Genomic DNA, 17,110 nt, shown 5'->3' with positions numbered 1-17,110 from the left:
TAGGCTGAACGGTCGTGCTTCTGTTACGTCTTAGGGCGTAACCGCACGGCCGTTCGGTCGTTGTAACCCCCTGCGGCACCTGCCCCGCCGTGCGCGAGACGATCCAGGGACGCGGCGTCTCTGCGCCCAGGGCAGGTGCCGCCATTCTCGGTGGCCGGTTCGGCGCGCCTGTGGTGGCATTTCTGCTCATGGGGACATTCGAAGAGCTGGTGGCCGAGGGCGCGGCCGTGCCGCTGGAGGGCTGGGACTTCTCCTGGTTCGAGGGTCGTGCCACCGAGGAACGCCCACCGTGGGGCTACGCCGCGCTGATCGCCGCGCGGCTGGGAGCGGTCTCATCGGCTCTCGACCTGCAGACCGGCGGGGGAGAGGTGACAGCGTCGGCTCCGGTGTTGCCGCCTCTGATGGCCGCCACCGAGTCGTGGCCACCGAACGCTCTGGTCGCCTCGAAGAACCTGCCGCTGGTGGTGCGGGCTCCGGACGCCGGGCCGCTGCCGTTCCGGGACGCTTCGTTCGATCTGGTGATCTCGCGGCATCCCGTGGTGACGCCGTGGGGCGAGATCGCGCGGGTGCTGCGGTCCGGTGGGACCTACTTCTCGCAGCAGATCGGGGCCGGGACGAACCGGGAGCTGACCGATTTCATGATGGGGCCGCAGCCGGTGAGCGAGGCTCGCGGTGTCGCTGTGGCCCGTGCTTCGGCCGTGGCTGCCGGGTTGGAGGTGCTGCGGCTGGAGCCCGTGGCGTTGCGGGTGGCGTTCTTCGACGTTGCGGCGGTGGTGCACTTTCTGCGGAAGGTGTTGTGGACCGTTCCGGGGTTCGCTGTGGAGGGGTATCGGGATCGGCTCCTGGCCATGCACGCGCACATCCAGGAGTACGGGGAGTTCGTGTGCACGTCGACGCGGTTCCTGGTCGAGGCCAGGAAACCCTGAGGCCCTAGTCGTTCTTCGACCGCTTCAGCTGGGTGAACTTGAACACGTCCACGGCGTAAGCGTCGATGGGAACGGCCTGGACGTCCTGCTGCCGAATGAGGTCCGACGGTTCCCACTTCAGGCCGATGACGTACTGCTCCTCCTTGAACGCACCGTTCTCCTTCCACTGCCGCACGACCGCCTGCGGGTCGTTCAGCGGATGTCCTTCGGTGATGATCGCGAAGTAGCGGTAGTCGATGAAGCGGGTGGCTTCGAGGTAGTTCCGGTCGGGGAGCTCCTGGTAGTGCTCGACCTGCTCTTCCGTGATGCCCACGGCGTCGCCGTCGAGATGGTCGTTCGCGAGTTGCCGCTGCGGACGTTGCTGACGGTGTAGCCGCGTTGCCAGCGCAGGGCGGCCGTGTACTGCTCCTCGTGCAGGTCGCCCTGCTCGTCCGTCCACGGCGACAGACGAGGGACGGATCGTCGAGCGCCGGGCGTGACGGCGTCACGTGGGCGAAGTGACCAAGGCCAGGACTGACCGGCGCCGCAGCGAGGCGGCGCCGGGAGGCGTGCTGTTCATGGTTACCGGTCACCCCGGCCGCGTGCGTCTTCCGCGTTCTTCTTCGCGTTGGCGGCGGTGTCCTGCCAGAACTTCGCCTGAGCGACGGCCCAGGCCGCTTCGTCCGCCCAGGAGGCGTTCGAGCTGTCGGCACGCTCGAGGATGGCGGCCCAGTCCTGTTCGCTCTGCGCCGCGCGGGCGTGCTGCGCGATCAGCGCCCACATCGCCGCCTGCGCGTCGGCCCTGCCCTTCTCGGCATTCCAGTCCACTGAGGACTGCGCGGACTGCTCGTCGATCTGGTCCCAGTTGGCGATCGCGTCGAGGCGGGCCTTGCGGGCGAGTTCGCCGCTCGACTCGCGTTCGGCCTTCTCCGCGGCCAGGGCGGCCTGGGTGAGGGCGTAGATCCTGCTGTGCCAGATCTCGTTCTGGTGCAGCGTTCTGCGCCGGAACGTCTCCCTGTCGAGGTCGGCGCCCATGCCCCAGTAGTACTTGAAGAACAGGCCGACCTGGACGTCGTCGCCGCTCTCGAGCGCGCGCTTGGCCGCGGCGCGGACCTGCACGCCGGGATCGTTGGCGGCGAGGTAGGTCACGTAGTCACGGTCTTCGCGGGCCAGGCGCGCGAGGTGTTCCTGGTGCTGGTTGTTCGTCGCCTCGTCGGCGTCCAGGGCGCGCTGGTATCCACTTTGGACGTACTCGTCCTGCGCGTTCGCCGAGCCGGTGAGCGCGTTGGCCGAGGTGAACCTGACCGCGCTTCCGGTCGGCGCGTACCTGTTGATCTCCTGGATGTAACGGAGGTTGTTCCCCTCCCGCTCCAGCGCCCGGGCCATGGCCTTGTTCCTGCCGGTCGCGAAGTACTCGTCGATGGCCTTGTCGCCGCGGGTGCTGAGCAACGCGTGCATCGCTTCCGCGCGAAGTTCGGCCGACGCGTCAGCGGACGTGGCCGTCCGCCTGACGGCGTCGCGTCTCCACGGAGCCAGCGCGGCCAGTGCGGTGCCGCTGCTGTTCGTGATCGTCGTCTCGGCCATCGCCGGCGTGGCCGAAATCGCCACCACCGCACCGAAAGCCAGTGCTGCCACCAGAATTGAGCGCAGCAAAGTATGACGCCCCATACATTTCCCCCCAGAAAAAGGTCAAGGCGATGGGCAGAGTTGCCCAGGGCGTTTCTAGCACGGCCCGGTTGGTCTTCAAACGTGACGCAGGTCACTTCCGTTGCGGTCGGTGTCGTCGCCGTGCGAAAGTCCCACACGGCATCCGGCAGGCTGGGGGGTCTGGCCACAAACCGTTGTTGATGCCATGAGTCCTGGGGGATTCGCACTTGTCCAGATCCAGTCTGGGTGGCCGCTGCATGCGCGCAATCGCCGCGCTCGCGGTCGTCTCCACGTTCGTCTCCGGTCCGCTCGCGGCCGTCGCGACGGCAGAACCCGCCGCTGCCAACGCTTCTCAGGCCGCACCACGCGAGTCGACCACCGACCAGAAGCTCGCGGTGGGTCAGGAACTCGGCCTCAACGTCACGCCCACCCAGTGGTCGATGAAGGACTGCTCCTTCACCATCTGGGTGTGGAGCTGGGCTTCGGACTCCTCCAGGGTCGACGCCAACAGCAGGGTGGCGGAGGCGGCCGCGACGGCCTTCACCACCAACGAGTCCGATCCGGAGTCGTGCTACCGGTTCATCACCGACACCGTCTTCACCGCGCACCAGGCCGATGTCGTCGAGCGCCTCAGGAAGGCGGAGCGCGACAGGCAGCGCGTCGCCGCCGCGGCACTGGTCCAGTGGACCGGCCTCGTCCAGGACGATCTCAACTGCTCGCTCAAGGACTTCGTGTTCCGCATCTGGTCGCGCGCCGCGGCCGGCACCGAGGTGAAGGCGAAGGCCGCTGCCGTCCTCACCCCGACGTCGACGGACGCCGAGCGCACCACCTTCATCGTCACGGGCATCCGCGCCGCCGCGGACATCGACCAGCAGCGCGCGCTGGAAGAGGCGCAGCGCATCGAGCGCGAGCGGCAGGAACGGCTGGCCAACGAGCAGGCCAGGGCCAGCGCGTGGAACGTGGTCGCCAGGACGGTCATGATCGACGACCTGAAGCTCATCACCGACCGCGAGTTCGTCTACGAGCTGTTCCGCAAGGCCTCCACCATGGAGAACAGCAAGTGGCGCAAGGCCGATGCACAGGCCGCGGCGGACAGCCGTGACCCGGCGGTCTGGAAGGCCTTCATCTTCACCGGCGTGCACGCCGCGTACCAGAAGGACCTGGAGGAGCAGAACCGCCAGGACGCGATCGAGACCGAGACGCGGATCAAGGAGATCCTCGACCGCGCCCTGCGCGACGGCTTCCTGCCGAACGTCGTCATCGCGGCCCGTACGGCGCTCGCCTCCGACCTGGCCGCCCGCCACGCGTTCCTCAACGTCGGCCAGCACGAGGCCCTCAAGCGCGACCAGATCAAGCCGTCGAACCGCCGCGTGGTCGAACTCCAGGGCATCGGTTCCCAGCGCTGCATGCAGGTCGTCGGCATCGAGCAGGCGGACGACCCCGGGATGTACCAGGAGCTGTGGGACTGCCTCGTCGCTCCCAAGCAGATCTACGAGCTCTTCAAGTACGAAGACGACCAGTACCTGATCCGGAACATGTACTCCAACATGTGCTTGGACGCCACCGGCGACGTCGTCGTGCAGAACTCCTGCGACAGCGGCCAGGCGACTCTGCGCTGGAAGTTCATCGAGAACCCCGCCAACGGTTCGTTCCAGATCCAGAACGTCGCCACCGGCCGGTTCGCCACGGTGAAGGAAGGCGGCACCGCCAACGCGGCCCTGATCGTCCAGCACACCAACACCAAGGCGGCCGACCAGCTCTGGCGCATCATCGACCCGACGCACCGCGAGTCGGTGGTGCCCGTGCAGTCCGGCTGGACCTGGGTCAAGGGTGTCCACTCCGGCCGTTGCATGCAGACCGCCGGCCTGTGGGACGTGCCCGGCGAGGGCGCCAACGCCGACCTGGCCGGCCAGGAGCTGTGGGACTGCGTCGGTGGCGGCAAGATGAAGTGGAAGATCATCCCGCTCGGCGAGAACAAGTACGCGCTGGAGAACGCGCAGTCCGGAAAGTGTCTCGACGTCAGGTTCGGCTCCTGGCAGCCGGGTACCTCGCTCATCCAGTACACCTGCCACTACGGCGGTACCCAGCAGTTCGTCTTCACGCAGGAGGGTGACAACTCCTACGGCCTGCAGAGCGCGCTGACCTTCTTGTACGTGGACGCGTACGGGAACGCCTCCGAGAACGGCGCCCTGATCAAGACGTCCGGTTACAACGGCTTCGCGAACCAGCGGTGGACGCTGGTTCCCCAGGCCTGATCCGAAAAGCGACGCGGCCCCTCCGGAACTTCCGGAGGGGCCGCGTTCGCTTGGGGACTAGCGGGGCTGGCGCTCGCGGCGGATCGTCACGCGCTTGCCCTTGATCGTGGCGTCGCGCAGCTGCTCGATCACGTCGTTCGCGGAGTCGCCGGGCACCTCGACCAGCGAGAACCTGTCGGCGATCTCGATCGCGCCGATGTCGCGGCCCTTCAGGCCCGTCTCGCCGGTGATCGCGCCGACGATGTCCTGCGGACGGATGCCCGACGAACGGCCGGCACCCAGGAACAGCCTGGTCATGCCCTCGGACGGGCCACGGCGCTCGCGGCGCGGGCCTGCGGGGACACCGTCGCGGCGCGGGCGGTCCTCACGCGGGCGCACCTCCGGGATCTCCTCCTCGTCGGCGGCGGCACCGGAGGCCTCGTGCGCGAGCTTGACCGCGGCGAGCGCGATCTCCATGACATCGAACTCGTCGGCCAGCGTCTCGACCACGACGCGGAACCGCGACAGGTCGTCCTCGAGCAGCGACTCGTGCAGCGACGAGCGGGTCAGCTCCAGCTGGCGGGCGCGCAGGTCGGCGACCGTCGGGACCTTCTCGACCGGGATCTTGGTCTTGCTCACGCGCTCGATCGTCTTGAGCATCGAGTTCTCGCGCGGCTCGACCAGGGTGATCGCGACACCCTCACGGCCGGCGCGGCCGACGCGGCCGATGCGGTGCGTGTACGCCTCGGGCGCGGACGGCACGTTGTAGTTCACGACGTGCGTGAGCTGCTCGATGTCGAGGCCACGGGCGGCGACGTCGGTGGCCACCAGCAGGTCGGCGGTGCCGGAACGCAGGCGCGCCATGACGCGGTCGCGCTGCTCCTGGCTGATGCCGCCGTGCAGCGACTCGGCGCGGTAGCCGCGGCCGTTGAGCGTCTCGGTGAGCTGGTCGACCTCGTCGCGGGTGCGGCAGAAGACGACGGCGGCGGTCGGCGACTCGACGTCGAGCACGCGGCCGAGTGCGGCGGGCTTGTGCTCGCGACGCACCAGGTACGCGGTCTGCCGGACGCGCGGGGCCTCGCCCGGCTCGGTCTTCTCGCGCTCGATCTGGATCAGCACCGGCTCGCGCAGGTGGCTCTTGGCCATGCGGTCGATGCGCGGCGGCATCGTGGCCGAGAACAGCACGGTCTGCCGCTCGGCGGGCGTCTCGCTGAGGATCGCGTCGATGTCCTCCGCGAAGCCCATGTCGAGCATCTCGTCGGCCTCGTCGAGCACGACGACCTGCAGGTCGCCCAGCTGCAGGGTGCCGCGCTGGAGGTGGTCGATCGCGCGGCCCGGGGTGGCGACCACCACGTCGACACCGCGGGACAGCTCGCGGAGCTGGCGGCCGATGGGCTGGCCGCCGTAGATGGGAAGGACACGGGCGCCCATGTGGCGGCCGTAGCGGTGGACCGCCTCCGACACCTGCACGGCCAGCTCACGGGTCGGCGCGAGCACGAGAGCCAGTGGCTTCTCGCCCTTGCCGATCCTGTCGGCGATGCGCTCGAGCAGCGGGAGCGCGAACGCCGCCGTCTTGCCGGTGCCCGTGGCCGCCTGGCCCAGCAGGTCATTGCCCGCCAGCAACGGCGGGATCGCTTCACTCTGGATCGGCGTCGGCTCCTCGTAGCCCAGAGCGTTGAGGGCGTTGAGAAGGTCGGGCCGCAGGCCCAGGTCGGCGAAACCGTTGTCGGCGGAACCGTTGTCGGCGGTGGTCATGACGAGTATCTTCCCCCACCGCCTCACACCGCACTCACTCAGACCAGGTCAAGACAACTCTTACGGGCTCACGTGCACGTCCGCGCTGCTCGTCGCGCCGTTCACGGTGACCGTGATCTTGGCCTGACCTGGCCTTATGCCCGTGAGGACGCCGGTGTCCGGTTCGAGCCAGGCGACGTGCCACGGCCGGACTCCGCTCCCGGTGCCCACGTGCAAACCACGTGACCCTTCCCACACCGCGCTCATCGGATAGCGGACCGGCACCGACCGGGCACCCTGTTTCACCGTCGCCGCAACCGTTTCCGTCGCGCCGGGCCGCAGCGTCGCCGGAACCCGGACCTGGAGCGCGTCCACGTGCGGCCGGATCTCGGCCTTGAGGCCGTCCTCGCCGACACCGACCAGCGTCCAGCCGGTGAACCCGCCCGGCTCCGCGGGTGCCTTGCCGGAGTTACCGTTGATCACGTACGGGACGCCGTCCACAGTGGACGCGAAGAACCCGCCGACGTGCCCGCCGATGAAGGCCGTGGGTCGGTCCCGTTCGGACAGCAACCGCTCGAGATAGGACGCTTCCAGGCGGTCGTCGAGCTGGCTCGTGCGCGCGGGCGTCGGATCGCGCGGCGGGTGGTGCATCAGCACGACGGCTTGGCCTTCGGCGGTGCGCAACGCGTTGCGGAGCATCTCCATCTGCTCGAAGCCGCCGCCCCTGATCGTGCCGGTCGACGAGTCGAGCAGCACGAACCTGGTGCCCCTGTGGTCGAACGTGCGGTTCGTGACGCCGAACTCGCGGCGGAAGTTGTCGATCGTGCCCGGACCCATGATCTCGTGGTTGCCCGGCACGTAGTACCAGGGGAAGTCGCCGAGCTCCTCGGTCAGGACCCGGCGGGCGAGCTTGAGATCCTCCGGTGCCGCCTCGTCCACGAGGTCGCCGTTGACCACGACGAACTCGGCGCCGGACGCCCTGATCTCCCGAAGGGTGCGGCGGGCGGATCTGACCAGGTCGCTGTCCGGGGCGCGGGCCACGAACTGGGCGTCGGACATGACCGCGAACTTCCAGCCCCGCGCCGGGCCGATCACGTCCTCGCGCAGGTCCGGGACGGGTGGCAGGGTCACCGCCGGTGGCACTCTCGCGACGATGTCGTCCACGACCACCTCGCCGCGGTAGGACCGACCGGCCTTGGTCTCGATCGCGGTGAACCTGGTGACCTGGACCGGGAACTTCAGCTCCGGCGGCACCGCGACCTCGATCCGCTGCCAGCCGTGCAAGGTGACGTGGGGGCCGTAGAGCGACCGTGACTGACCCGTCGAGTCCGTGACGGTGAACGCCGTCCACTCGCCCTGGCCGCTGCCGTGGACCTGGGCGGCGAGTGACAGGGGTTGCCCGTCGACCCGGATCGGCTTCGGCGGAACGGCGTAGGCGGTGCGCGTGCCGGTCGACTGGGTGAAGTCGTAGCTGAGCCTCAGACCCGCGCCGGTGTGGCCGTCCGGTGCCGGTTCCACCTTCCCGGTCGCGCGGGCGGAGCCGAACGTCCACTGTGGAGCGTCATCGAACGTGGCGAGCGGCTGGTCCGTCACCCCGACGGTGACCGCCACGTGCGTCTCCCTGCCCTGGGCGCGTGCCCTGATCGTAGTCGCGCCGATGCTCAGCGCCCTGACCTGGAGGTCAGGGGTGACCTCGATGATCCTCCGGTCGTAGCTGAGGTCGAGGTCGGCGCGTTCGATCGGCGCGCTGAAGCCCTTGGCGTCGAAACCGTTGATCCGCAACGGCTTGCGCTCGTGCTCGGTCAGGCTGATCCGGGTTTCGGCCGGGGCGATCCGCGTGAGCCTGCCCAGCACGGTCAGCCGCGTGGTCCTGGTCGTGAGGCCCTTGAAGGCGGTGAAGCTCGCGGGCCCCGAGTGAGGTGCGGCGTGGAAGGTGTCGCCGATGGCCCAGCCGCCCGTCGCGCGCGAGAGGTGCGCGTCGCTCGCCGGTCCGAATGTCTCGTCGTGGCCGCGCACCGTCAGCCGGCGGGTCATGCCGGGGAAGACGCGGGTGCTCGCGGCCTCGACGTCGAAGCCGACGAGCTTGCCGGTGCCGGTGGGGGCGTAGAGCGCGAGGCCGTTCGGGACCGGGCGCTCGCCGCCGTCCGAGGGCGTGTTGACGACCTTCAGTTCCGTGGTGCCGGGCTCGCGGGCGAGCATGGTCGACGAACCGCCGCCGTCGAGGTTGAGCGCGTTGTGCGCGCCGAGCTCGATCATCGCGTCGGCGAGGTCGTCCAGGTCCAGGCCCTGCAGGTAGGCACTCTGCCGTCCGTCGACGGTGAGCATGTACATCTTCTTGCCGTCCTGCGAGAACCCGACCGCGGTGCGCGGGTGCAGCGGGGCCGCCGGCGCGACGTTCCGGCCGTTCTCGACCAGCAACTGCCGCCCGCCGATGGCGGTCTTCGGCTTGCTGCCGTCGCTGGTGCGGCTCTGGTAGCTGACCTCTGCTCTGTCGCCCGGCTTCAGAGCCTTGAGGATGTCGGCCCCCTTGTCGCGGCCGACCAGCGCGTATCCCTCGACAGGCCGGTCGCTCGGGCTGCCGACCGATTGAACAACGTCGTCCTTGACGATCACTTCGGCCGTGTTGGCCGCACCTTGCGTAGCGCGCGCTCTGCTGTACGTGCCCCACAACGAGTTGAAGACACCGATGCCGTCAACGTCGATCCGCGAGCTGTTGAGCTGTGTCAGCTCGTGCGTGCCGTTGAGCGTGCCCTCGAAGAACGTCTCCATGACGCTCCCGACGCCGGCCGCGTCGATGCCGATCGCCCGGCCCTCGCCGGACTTCCTCAGGCGGCCGTCCTGGATGCCGACGCCCTCCGGCGCGTTGCTGTTGTTGATGTCGAAGAAGTCGCCGTTGATCGCCGCGACGGCTCTCGCGGTCTGCTGCGAGAGCGGAACCGCCTGCGAGACGGTGCCGGGATCGACGTACCCGACCTGCGCCTTTGTGAGGTCGACGGCCAGCGTGTCCCCGCGAACCCAGCCGTCGGGCCGGTACCAGTCGAACGAGCTGAGCGTGACGCCAGGAGCGACGGGTCTTTCGACCCGCTCGGTCTCGACGCGTCCGGGGGAGTCGGCGTGCGCTGGGGAAACGGGCGCAAGGAGGGCGGCGGCGATGATCACGGCAAGTGCACGTCTCGTCACGCGCCGGAACCTAGACTGGCCCGGTGAAGAACCGCCTAACGGTCTGCGCCTCGCACCTGATCACCCTGCCCAGCGCGCCTTTCGGCCCGGTCCGCGAGGCGATCGCGACGGCCAGGGACGCCGTCGCGGCGTTCGACCCGGAGCTCGTCGTCTTCTTCGGCACCGACCACCGCCGCGCCTTCCGCTCCGTGGTCCCCACCTTCGCCGTCGTCCTGGAGGCCACCGCCCAGGGTGACGTCGCCGGCCCGATCGGCTCCTACGACGTCCCCTCGGCTCTGGGCCGCTCGCTCGTGGCCGACCTCGTGGCCGGTGAGTTCGACGTCGCCACGGCCTACGAGGCCGCGCTGGACCACGCGTTCGGCCACACGACCCGCGACCTGCTGGGCTCGATCTCCGCGAAGCCCGTGCTGCCGATCTTCGTCAACTGCGCCTCCCCTCCGCACGCGACCTTCCGCCGCGCGGCGTCTCTCGGACGTCGCGTCGGGGAGTTCTTCGCCGACCGCCGCGTGCTCTACGTCGGCTCGGGTGGGCTGGCGCACGACCTGCCGGGGTTCCGCGAGCCCGAGACCGGGGCGGTGCTGACGGAGGAGGAGCGCCAGGCGTGGATCAAGGACGTCAACGAGCGCGCACGGCGTGAGGGAACCGTTCGCGAGCTCGTGCGCACCTGGGACGAGGCATTCCTGGCCGGCATCGGTGGCACGTCGTGGGACTGGCTCGACGAGATCGGCACCGACCTGGTCGAGCGCGGCGGCAACGGCGCCGCCGAATGCCTCACCTGGACGGCCGCCTGGGCCGCGGGCGGTCAGCCGCTGGTGACCCTGGCGCACGAGTTCGACACCAGCGGCCGCGCGGTCGTGATGTCGGAGAGGTGAGGTCAGAGCGTCGGGGTCAGCTGTGCGGCCTTGGCGATGATGATCAGGATCCAGATGCCGGACGCCGAGAACCCGAGGCGCACCAGGAGACGACCCGTCTGGCCGGTCCGCGTGATCTGGACCAGCGCGATGAAGCCGAAGATCCAGCACAGCATGATCGGGAAGCCCAGGATTCCGACCAGGCCGCAGACGAAGCAGGCGACCGCCCAGCCATTGCGCCCAGGCCCCGTGTACTGCTGCGGAGGCGCCTGCTCCATCTGCAGGTACGCGGGCGGGTTGGGTCCTTGCGGCGGTTCCCCCGATGAATTGACCGACACAGTTCGCGATTGTGTCACAGCGCGCTAGGCCGTCCGGCACAATCGTTGATGCTCGATCTTCAGAGCGTACTGGGGAGGGCTTGTGCAGGGGCAGGACGTCGTCGTGGCCGGGACCAACGAGATGTGGCAGCGGCTGTTCAGCGGCCAGGAGAGGTGGGGCTGGGAGTTCACCGCTCCCGCGCTGCCCGCGATCAGCCCGGAGGCGGCCCACGAACCGGTGGCCGAACAGGTGTACGCCCCTCACGACTACCTGCTCCAGCAGAAACGCAGCAAGAAGGCCTGGCTCGCGTTGATCGGCTGGCTCGTCGTGACGTTCTTCGCGGTGGCGCTGACGGGCTCGGTGCTCAAGCCGACCGAGGCGGCCATGCCCGCGCTGGTGCAGTGGGCCACGTGGATCGTGCTGATCGCGGGCGTGGTGCTCGCGTTCTTCACGTTCTTCCGCACCAGGCGCCGCTTCAGCGTGATGAAGCGGCGCTACGACGCCGAGTACAACGGCGCCGTCCAGGGCTACAACGACGCCTACGCGGCGTGGCGCGCCCGCATCGAGGAACACAACCGCCGGGAAGCCGAACGGTTCCTGACGGCGATGCTGTGGCACCCGCTGCGGCTCACGTCGAGGCCGAGCCGGATCGACGTCTTCGGCGGCACCGAGGACGGGTGGGCGAGCCTGCTCACCACGATCGGTGCCGCCCAGCTCGCGTCCGGGTCGTCGATGCTGCTGCTGGACTTCACCGACATGTTCGTCGGCGAGAACCTCACGCACGCCGCCGCGCGCCAGGGCTACGAGGTCCACGCCCACGAGGCGCCCCGCGACCTCACGCGGCTCGGCCTGCTGGCCGGACTCGATCCCGCGGAACTGGCCGAGGTGCTGGCCGAGTCCATGCACAACCTCAACCGCTCGGCGATGGCGGCGGACCTGCGCGGCCTGCACATCGACCTGCTGACGGCGATCGCCGAGCGACTGTCCGAGCCGATCACGTTCACCAAGCTGGTCGCCGGCCTGCAGGTGCTGCGCCGCGTCTACGACGCCGGCTCGGACGAGACGCTCGCGGCGGACGAGCTGCGCAAGCTCAACTCGTACGTCGACACCGTCGGCAACACCGACCAGGTGCGCAACGAACTCCAGTCCCTGGAAGGGGAACTGCGCTCGCTGGCGCGTGCCGAACAGGACGCGGACGCGGCCCCGGCAGTTTCCACCGGCTTCGGCGCGGTGTGGCCGGTGCGCGGCCTGGCGATGATCGCGACCAAGGCCCGGACCGGCAGGCACCGGCGGTTCCTCGACCACGTCGTGTTCCACCGGGCCCTGCAGGAACTGCACTCGCGGCAGGTGACTGGGCGCGAGACGCTGGTCGTCGCGGGCGCCGACCAGATCGGCCTGGAAGCGCTCGAGGCGATGGCCAGGCAGGCCCGGCGGTCCGGCGTGCGGCTGATCTTCCTGATCCAGCACCTGCGGGACGACCTGCGCAAGCTCCTCGGCGCCGGCGGCACCGCCACCCTCCTCATGCAGCTGGGCAACGGCGAGGAGGCCGCGGCCGCCGCGGAGTTCATCGGCCGAGGGCACAAGTTCGTGATGTCGCAGCTGACCGAACAGATCGGCAAGACCCTCACCGAGGGCACTTCGCAGACCGACGGCGGCTCGGAAGGCGTCACCACCAGCCGGGGCCACAGCTCGGGTGGCAGCTCCAGCAGTTCCTGGTCTCCCAACGGTGGCAACTCGTCGTCGGGCAGTTCGTGGTCGACGACCAGCAGCAGGGCCGAGACCAGGGAGTCGAACTGGTCGGACACGCGCAGCAGGTCGGAGGCCAAGTCGCAGACCGTCGGACGGACCGACGCCCGCGTCTACGAGTTCGCGGTGGAGCCGACGACGCTGCAGGGTCTCGCGCCCACGGCGTTCGTCATGGTGGAGACCGGCCCCACCGGGCGCAGGGTCGTCCTCGGCGACTGCAATCCCGGGATCGTGCTCCTCGACCGGGTGGCCCTTGATGCACGGGTCTCCTGAGCAGGTGCTCGACGGCTTCGTCTTCCACCGCATGACCGTCGTCCCCCGCGGCGACGACATGGCCACGATGGCGGACCGCCCGGACGAGTCGGGCGGTCGCGCACCGGCGCAGCTGTTCGCCGCCCTGACCGCGGCGCACGCGGGACTGCGCGGCCGGACCGACGCGGCGTTCGCGGTGGCGTGGGAACGGCCGCGGGAGGGACGCGGTCTGCGGATCCTCGTCGGCGGACGTCCGTACTCGCCGGTGGTCCGCTCCGGCGCGGACACCGGCGTGCCGTTGCTCTACCCGCCGGGCAGTCTCGGCGAGGTCGTGCCGGTCGCGGAGCTCGGTGAGCGGTGGGCGGGCCTGAGCTCGTGGACCCGCTGCGCCGGCGGGCCGGATCCGCTGTGGACACCCCAGGCCGGTTCCGCCGCGCCGGGCAGGGGCGGCTTCGACGACTACGTCACGCACCTGCCGGGGGAGTTCGTCTGGCTCGTCGTGGCGGAACCGCTGCCGGCGGAGACCGTCGAACGCGAGCTGCTCGGCCTGGAGACGACGATGCCCCGCCTGAGGCAGCGGGAGAACTCGGAACCCGACCGGATCGCGTTGCTGCGGGCCGAAGCGCGCTATCGGGAACTGTCCCGTGCTCAGGCCGTCGGCATGTGGGCGGTGCATGTGCTGGTCGGCGGCCCCGACGACGTGAGCACACGCACCGCGGCCGCGTTGCTGTGCGGCGCCAGCGATCTGGACGTCCTGCCGTACGTCCTGACCCCGGGACAGGACTGCGGCGACTTCGCCGGCGTCTGGCGCGACCGGGGCAAGAACGGCGAACTGAGCTCGCCCTTCTCCGCCACCGCCGAGCTGGTGGCGGCCCTCGCCCGTCCGCCGCGCCGCGAACTGCCGGGCATCCGCGTGGTCGAACCGCCGCTGTTCGACGTCACCCCGGAGGTCGCCGGGGACGTGCCGCTGGGACTGGTGCTCGACGACGCCGACCAGCCGGTCGGGGAGTACCGGGTGGCGCTGGACACGATCAACCGGCACACCTTCGTCGCCGGTGCCACCGGTTCCGGCAAGTCCCAGACCGTCAGGACCCTCCTGGAGGGGCTGAACGACGCGGGCGTGCCCTGGCTCGTGATCGAACCCGCGAAGGCCGAGTACGCCGCGATGGCGGGCAGGCTGGGCGACCGCGGCAGGGTGACCGTGATCCGTCCCGGCGACCCCCACGCCTACCCGGCGGGGCTGAACCCCCTGGAACCGGTCGCCGGATTCCCGTTGCAGACCCACCTCGACCTCACCCGCGCGCTGTTCCTGGCCGCGTTCGACGCCGACGAGCCGTTTCCCCAGGTGCTCGCGCAGGCGTTGACGCGCTGCTACACCGGCTACGGCTGGGACCCGGTGACAGGCGTGCCGCGCGGCCGGGTGGGACCGGTGAAGTACCCGGGGCTCGGGGATCTGCAGACCGCGGCCGTCGAGGTCGTGAACAAGATCGGGTACGGCCGGGAGGTCGCGGACAACATCCGCGGCTTCGTCGACGTGCGCATCGGGTCGTTGCGCCTCGGCACGCCCGGCCGCTTCTTCGAAGGCGGCCACCCGCTCGACATCGCCGCGTTGCTGCGCGGCAACGTGGTGCTGGAGATCGAGGACATCGGGTCCGATGTGGACAAGGCGTTCTTCATCGGCGCGGTGCTGATCCGGTTGTTCGAGCACCTGCGGGTGAACCACCAGCCCGGTGCGCGCGGCCTGAAGCACGTGCTGGTGCTGGAGGAGGCGCACCGGCTGCTCAAACGCGCCGAACCGGGCAGCCAGACCGAGCACGCGGTGGAGCTGTTCACCTCACTGCTCGCCGAGATCCGCGCGTACGGCGAGGGCATCATCGTCGCCGAGCAGATCCCCGGCAAGATCGTGCCCGACGTCGTGAAGAACACGGCGTGCAAGATCCTGCACCGCCTCCCCGCCGCCGACGACCGGGAAGCGGTCGGCGCGACGATGAACCTCAGCGAGGCGCAGTCCCGGCACGTCGTCACCCTGCCGCCGGGCCGGGCGGCCGTGTTCACCGACGGCATGGACCGGCCACTGCGAGTGCTGGTGCCGTTGAACGAAAGTGCCGAGGACGCGTCGCCGGTGTCGAAGGAGCCGGTCCTCGCCGGCCTGCGCAGTGTCGCGTGTGGACAGTTGTGCTCCGCCCGGCCGTGCACGCTGGCCGAGCTCGGCGACGCGGTCTACCGGGCCGACGAGGACGCACGCCTGGTGCTGTGGATCGAACTGCTCACGGTGGCTCATCTGACCGGCCGCCCCGCCCCGGACCCGGATCCGGCCTGGCTCGCGACCCTGCGCGCACTCGACCCGCGAACGCTCGACTGCGCTCTCGCGCACCGCGTGCAGGCCGCAGTCGACTCCCGCTACGCGATCGTCACCACCCACAACTCGGCCGAAGAGCTCATCACGCATCTCATGGAGAGCGCACGCCGCACGCTCTCCGGTTCGCCACACGGTTGCGACGGCAGCGAGTTCCGCTGGCAGTCCGGCCCCTACCGCTGGTACGACGTGCAGCGCGCCCTGAAGCCCGCTGTCGTGCCCGATGCGGCACCGCACCCCGACACCGCCGCCTGGGCGGCCAGGGGCCTCGTCGTGAGCGGCCGCACGCGCGCCGAGCAGCTCGCCGACCTGAAGGCACGCCCGGAAGGCAGTCGCGGCGGCAAGGTCACCGCCCGCGGAACAGCCACCCCGGCGGCGATCGACGTCGCGGTGGAGAGGCTGAGCGCCGCGACCGACCCGCTGCAGCGCTTCCGGCAGGCCTCCGCCTTTCTCCGCCTCCGCACCGGATGGGCCCCGGCAGTGCTGACGATCAAGAGCACGGACAACTCGAAGGGCGCACCGTGAGCGAGACCAGCGAGACTCCCACGCCGCCCGAGACCCCGGAGACGTCCGAGACGTCGCAGGGGTCTGAGGAGGAGTCGAACGCGGACGGGGTCCAGGAAGACGAGGAGCCCGCGGCGGGTTCGGAAGCCGGCTCGGCGGAGTCCGGGGAGTCCGGCGAGGGCGATGAGGGCGACGGGGTGCAGGAAGCCGGGGACGACGAGGTGGAGAACGTCGAGAGTGCCGAGGCCGCGCCCGCTTCGGCCGAGCAGGCCGATGACGGGAGGCGCGTCAGGAACAGACGGCGGAGGATTCCGAGGTCCGTCAGGAGGAGACGGCGGACGACTCGGAGACGCGTCAGGAACAGACGGCGGAGGATTCCGAGGTCCGTCAGGAGGAGACGGCGGACGACTCGGAGACGCGTCAGGAACAGACGGCGGAAGAATCCGAGGTCCGTCAGGAAGAAACCGCGGAGGACTCCGAGGCGCGTCAGGAAGAGACCGCAGACGACTCCGAGGCGCGCCAGGAAGAGGTTGCGGACGACTCGGAGGCGCGTCAGGAACAGACGGCGGAGGATTCCGAGGCGCGTCAGGAGGAAACCGCGGAGGACTCCGAGGTCCGTCAGGAAGAGACGGCGGAGGACTCGGAGGCGCGTCAGGAAGAGGTTGCGGACGACTCGGAGGCGCGTCAGGAACAGACGGCGGAGGACTCCGAGGCGCGTCAGGAAGAGACCGCAAAGGACTCCGAGGTCCGTCAGGAGGAAACCGCGGAAGAGTCCGAGGCGCGCCAGGAAGAGGCTGCTGCGGAGTCCGAGGCTCGGCAGGAAGAGGACGCGCAGCGGGAGCAGGAGCAGGCGCAGGAAGAGGACGCCCAGCAGCAGGAGGCCGAGCAGAAGGAATCCGAGCAGCAGGAGTCGGAGACCGAGCAGCAGGCCCAGGCCGAGGACAGCCAGGGCGACCGGCAGAGCGAGGACTTCAAGCAGCGGTCCCAGGACATGTACGACCAGGTCGAGCGCCAAGGCCAGGACTTCAAGGACTCCGTCGCGGACCAGAAGGGCAACGTCGAGGACTACATCGACAGGTTCAAGACGAACGACGAAGCCAAGGACGGTGCGACCGAGGCCGCCATCAAGGGCATCGAAGAACTCGCCTCGCAGTTCATCAAGGCGGTGAACGAACTCGGCGACAGCGGTGCGCCGGTCAGCGATGCGGTCTCGACCTATATGAGGGACGGCTTCGAAGGTACGAAGATCATCGTTGAGGGCTGGATCGACGGGCTGAAGAAGCGCCTGGCCGGCGACGACGCCGCCGAGACCCCCGGCAAGCGGGGATCGGGCGCTGAACTGCCTCCTCCCGAGGATGACGACACCTCGCGTTGACGACATGG

General features: G+C 69.8%; 12 protein-coding genes. 6 read left to right on the top strand and 6 right to left on the bottom strand.

What is annotated here, in order from left to right; genetic code table 11:
• The first annotated feature begins 188 nt into the window (after positions 1–188).
• On the top strand, positions 189–926 hold the full coding sequence (locus IG04_RS0124190) for a methyltransferase domain-containing protein (RefSeq protein ID WP_030478990.1): 738 nt from the start codon (positions 189–191) through the stop codon (positions 924–926).
• 4 nt (positions 927–930) lie between these two features.
• Here the strand turns inward: IG04_RS0124190 and IG04_RS0124185 are convergent, their stop codons facing one another.
• Positions 931–1,239: a hypothetical protein gene (locus IG04_RS0124185; protein WP_030478989.1), complete on the bottom strand. Its 309-nt coding sequence runs from the start codon at positions 1,237–1,239 to the stop codon at positions 931–933.
• Between the two features lie 248 nt (positions 1,240–1,487).
• Complete coding sequence (locus IG04_RS44200; protein WP_051770550.1) at positions 1,488–2,540, bottom strand: hypothetical protein; 1,053 nt, start codon at positions 2,538–2,540, stop codon at positions 1,488–1,490.
• Between the two features lie 269 nt (positions 2,541–2,809).
• Here IG04_RS44200 and IG04_RS0124170 point away from each other — a divergent pair, with 269 nt between their 5' ends.
• Entirely contained in the window at positions 2,810–4,807 is a 1,998-nt protein-coding gene (locus tag IG04_RS0124170) for an RICIN domain-containing protein (RefSeq protein WP_030478987.1), read from the top strand.
• 57 nt (positions 4,808–4,864) lie between these two features.
• On the opposite strand, the gene IG04_RS0124165 is transcribed toward IG04_RS0124170, so the two are convergent.
• Both IG04_RS0124165 and IG04_RS0124160 read right to left on the bottom strand, forming a co-directional pair.
• Positions 4,865–6,541: a DEAD/DEAH box helicase gene (locus IG04_RS0124165; protein ID WP_030478986.1), complete on the bottom strand. Its 1,677-nt coding sequence runs from the start codon at positions 6,539–6,541 to the stop codon at positions 4,865–4,867.
• Between the two features lie 60 nt (positions 6,542–6,601).
• Positions 6,602–9,700 carry a phosphodiester glycosidase family protein gene (locus tag IG04_RS0124160; RefSeq protein WP_030478985.1) on the bottom strand — a complete coding sequence of 1,033 codons (3,099 nt, stop codon included), beginning with the start codon at positions 9,698–9,700 and terminating at the stop codon, positions 6,602–6,604.
• Positions 9,701–9,723: 23 nt separating this feature from the next.
• On the opposite strand from IG04_RS0124160, the gene IG04_RS0124155 reads away from it, so the two are divergent.
• Positions 9,724–10,572, top strand: coding sequence for a DODA-type extradiol aromatic ring-opening family dioxygenase (locus tag IG04_RS0124155; protein ID WP_051770548.1), 849 nt, complete (start codon positions 9,724–9,726; stop codon positions 10,570–10,572).
• Positions 10,573–10,574: 2 nt separating this feature from the next.
• On the opposite strand, the gene IG04_RS42825 is transcribed toward IG04_RS0124155, so the two are convergent.
• Positions 10,575–10,889 carry a DUF4190 domain-containing protein gene (locus IG04_RS42825; RefSeq protein WP_144065295.1) on the bottom strand — a complete coding sequence of 105 codons (315 nt, stop codon included), beginning with the start codon at positions 10,887–10,889 and terminating at the stop codon, positions 10,575–10,577.
• Between the two features lie 82 nt (positions 10,890–10,971).
• Between IG04_RS42825 and IG04_RS0124145 the strand changes: the two genes are divergently transcribed.
• Positions 10,972–12,888, top strand: a complete 1,917-nt coding sequence (locus IG04_RS0124145) for a hypothetical protein (protein ID WP_051770546.1) — start codon at positions 10,972–10,974, stop codon at positions 12,886–12,888.
• Positions 12,872–15,748 (top strand): ATP-binding protein, encoded by a 2,877-nt coding sequence (locus IG04_RS0124140; protein ID WP_030478982.1) that lies wholly within the window; start codon positions 12,872–12,874, stop codon positions 15,746–15,748. The genes IG04_RS0124145 and IG04_RS0124140 overlap by 17 nt, the downstream gene beginning before the upstream one ends.
• Here IG04_RS0124140 and IG04_RS0124135 read toward each other — a convergent pair.
• Positions 15,714–16,742 carry a hypothetical protein gene (locus IG04_RS0124135; RefSeq protein ID WP_030478981.1) on the bottom strand — a complete coding sequence of 343 codons (1,029 nt, stop codon included), beginning with the start codon at positions 16,740–16,742 and terminating at the stop codon, positions 15,714–15,716. The genes IG04_RS0124140 and IG04_RS0124135 overlap by 35 nt on opposite strands.
• Here IG04_RS0124135 and IG04_RS0124130 point away from each other — a divergent pair.
• On the top strand, positions 16,719–17,102 hold the full coding sequence (locus tag IG04_RS0124130; RefSeq protein ID WP_030478980.1) for a hypothetical protein: 384 nt from the start codon (positions 16,719–16,721) through the stop codon (positions 17,100–17,102). The genes IG04_RS0124135 and IG04_RS0124130 overlap by 24 nt on opposite strands.
• Positions 17,103–17,110 lie beyond the last annotated feature (8 nt).

Source organism: Lentzea albidocapillata (assembly GCF_000719115.1).
Taxonomy (GTDB): domain Bacteria; phylum Actinomycetota; class Actinomycetes; order Mycobacteriales; family Pseudonocardiaceae; genus Lentzea; species Lentzea albidocapillata.
The sequence above is the reverse complement of the archived record's forward strand: the minus strand, read 5'-3'. Positions and strand labels throughout refer to the sequence as shown.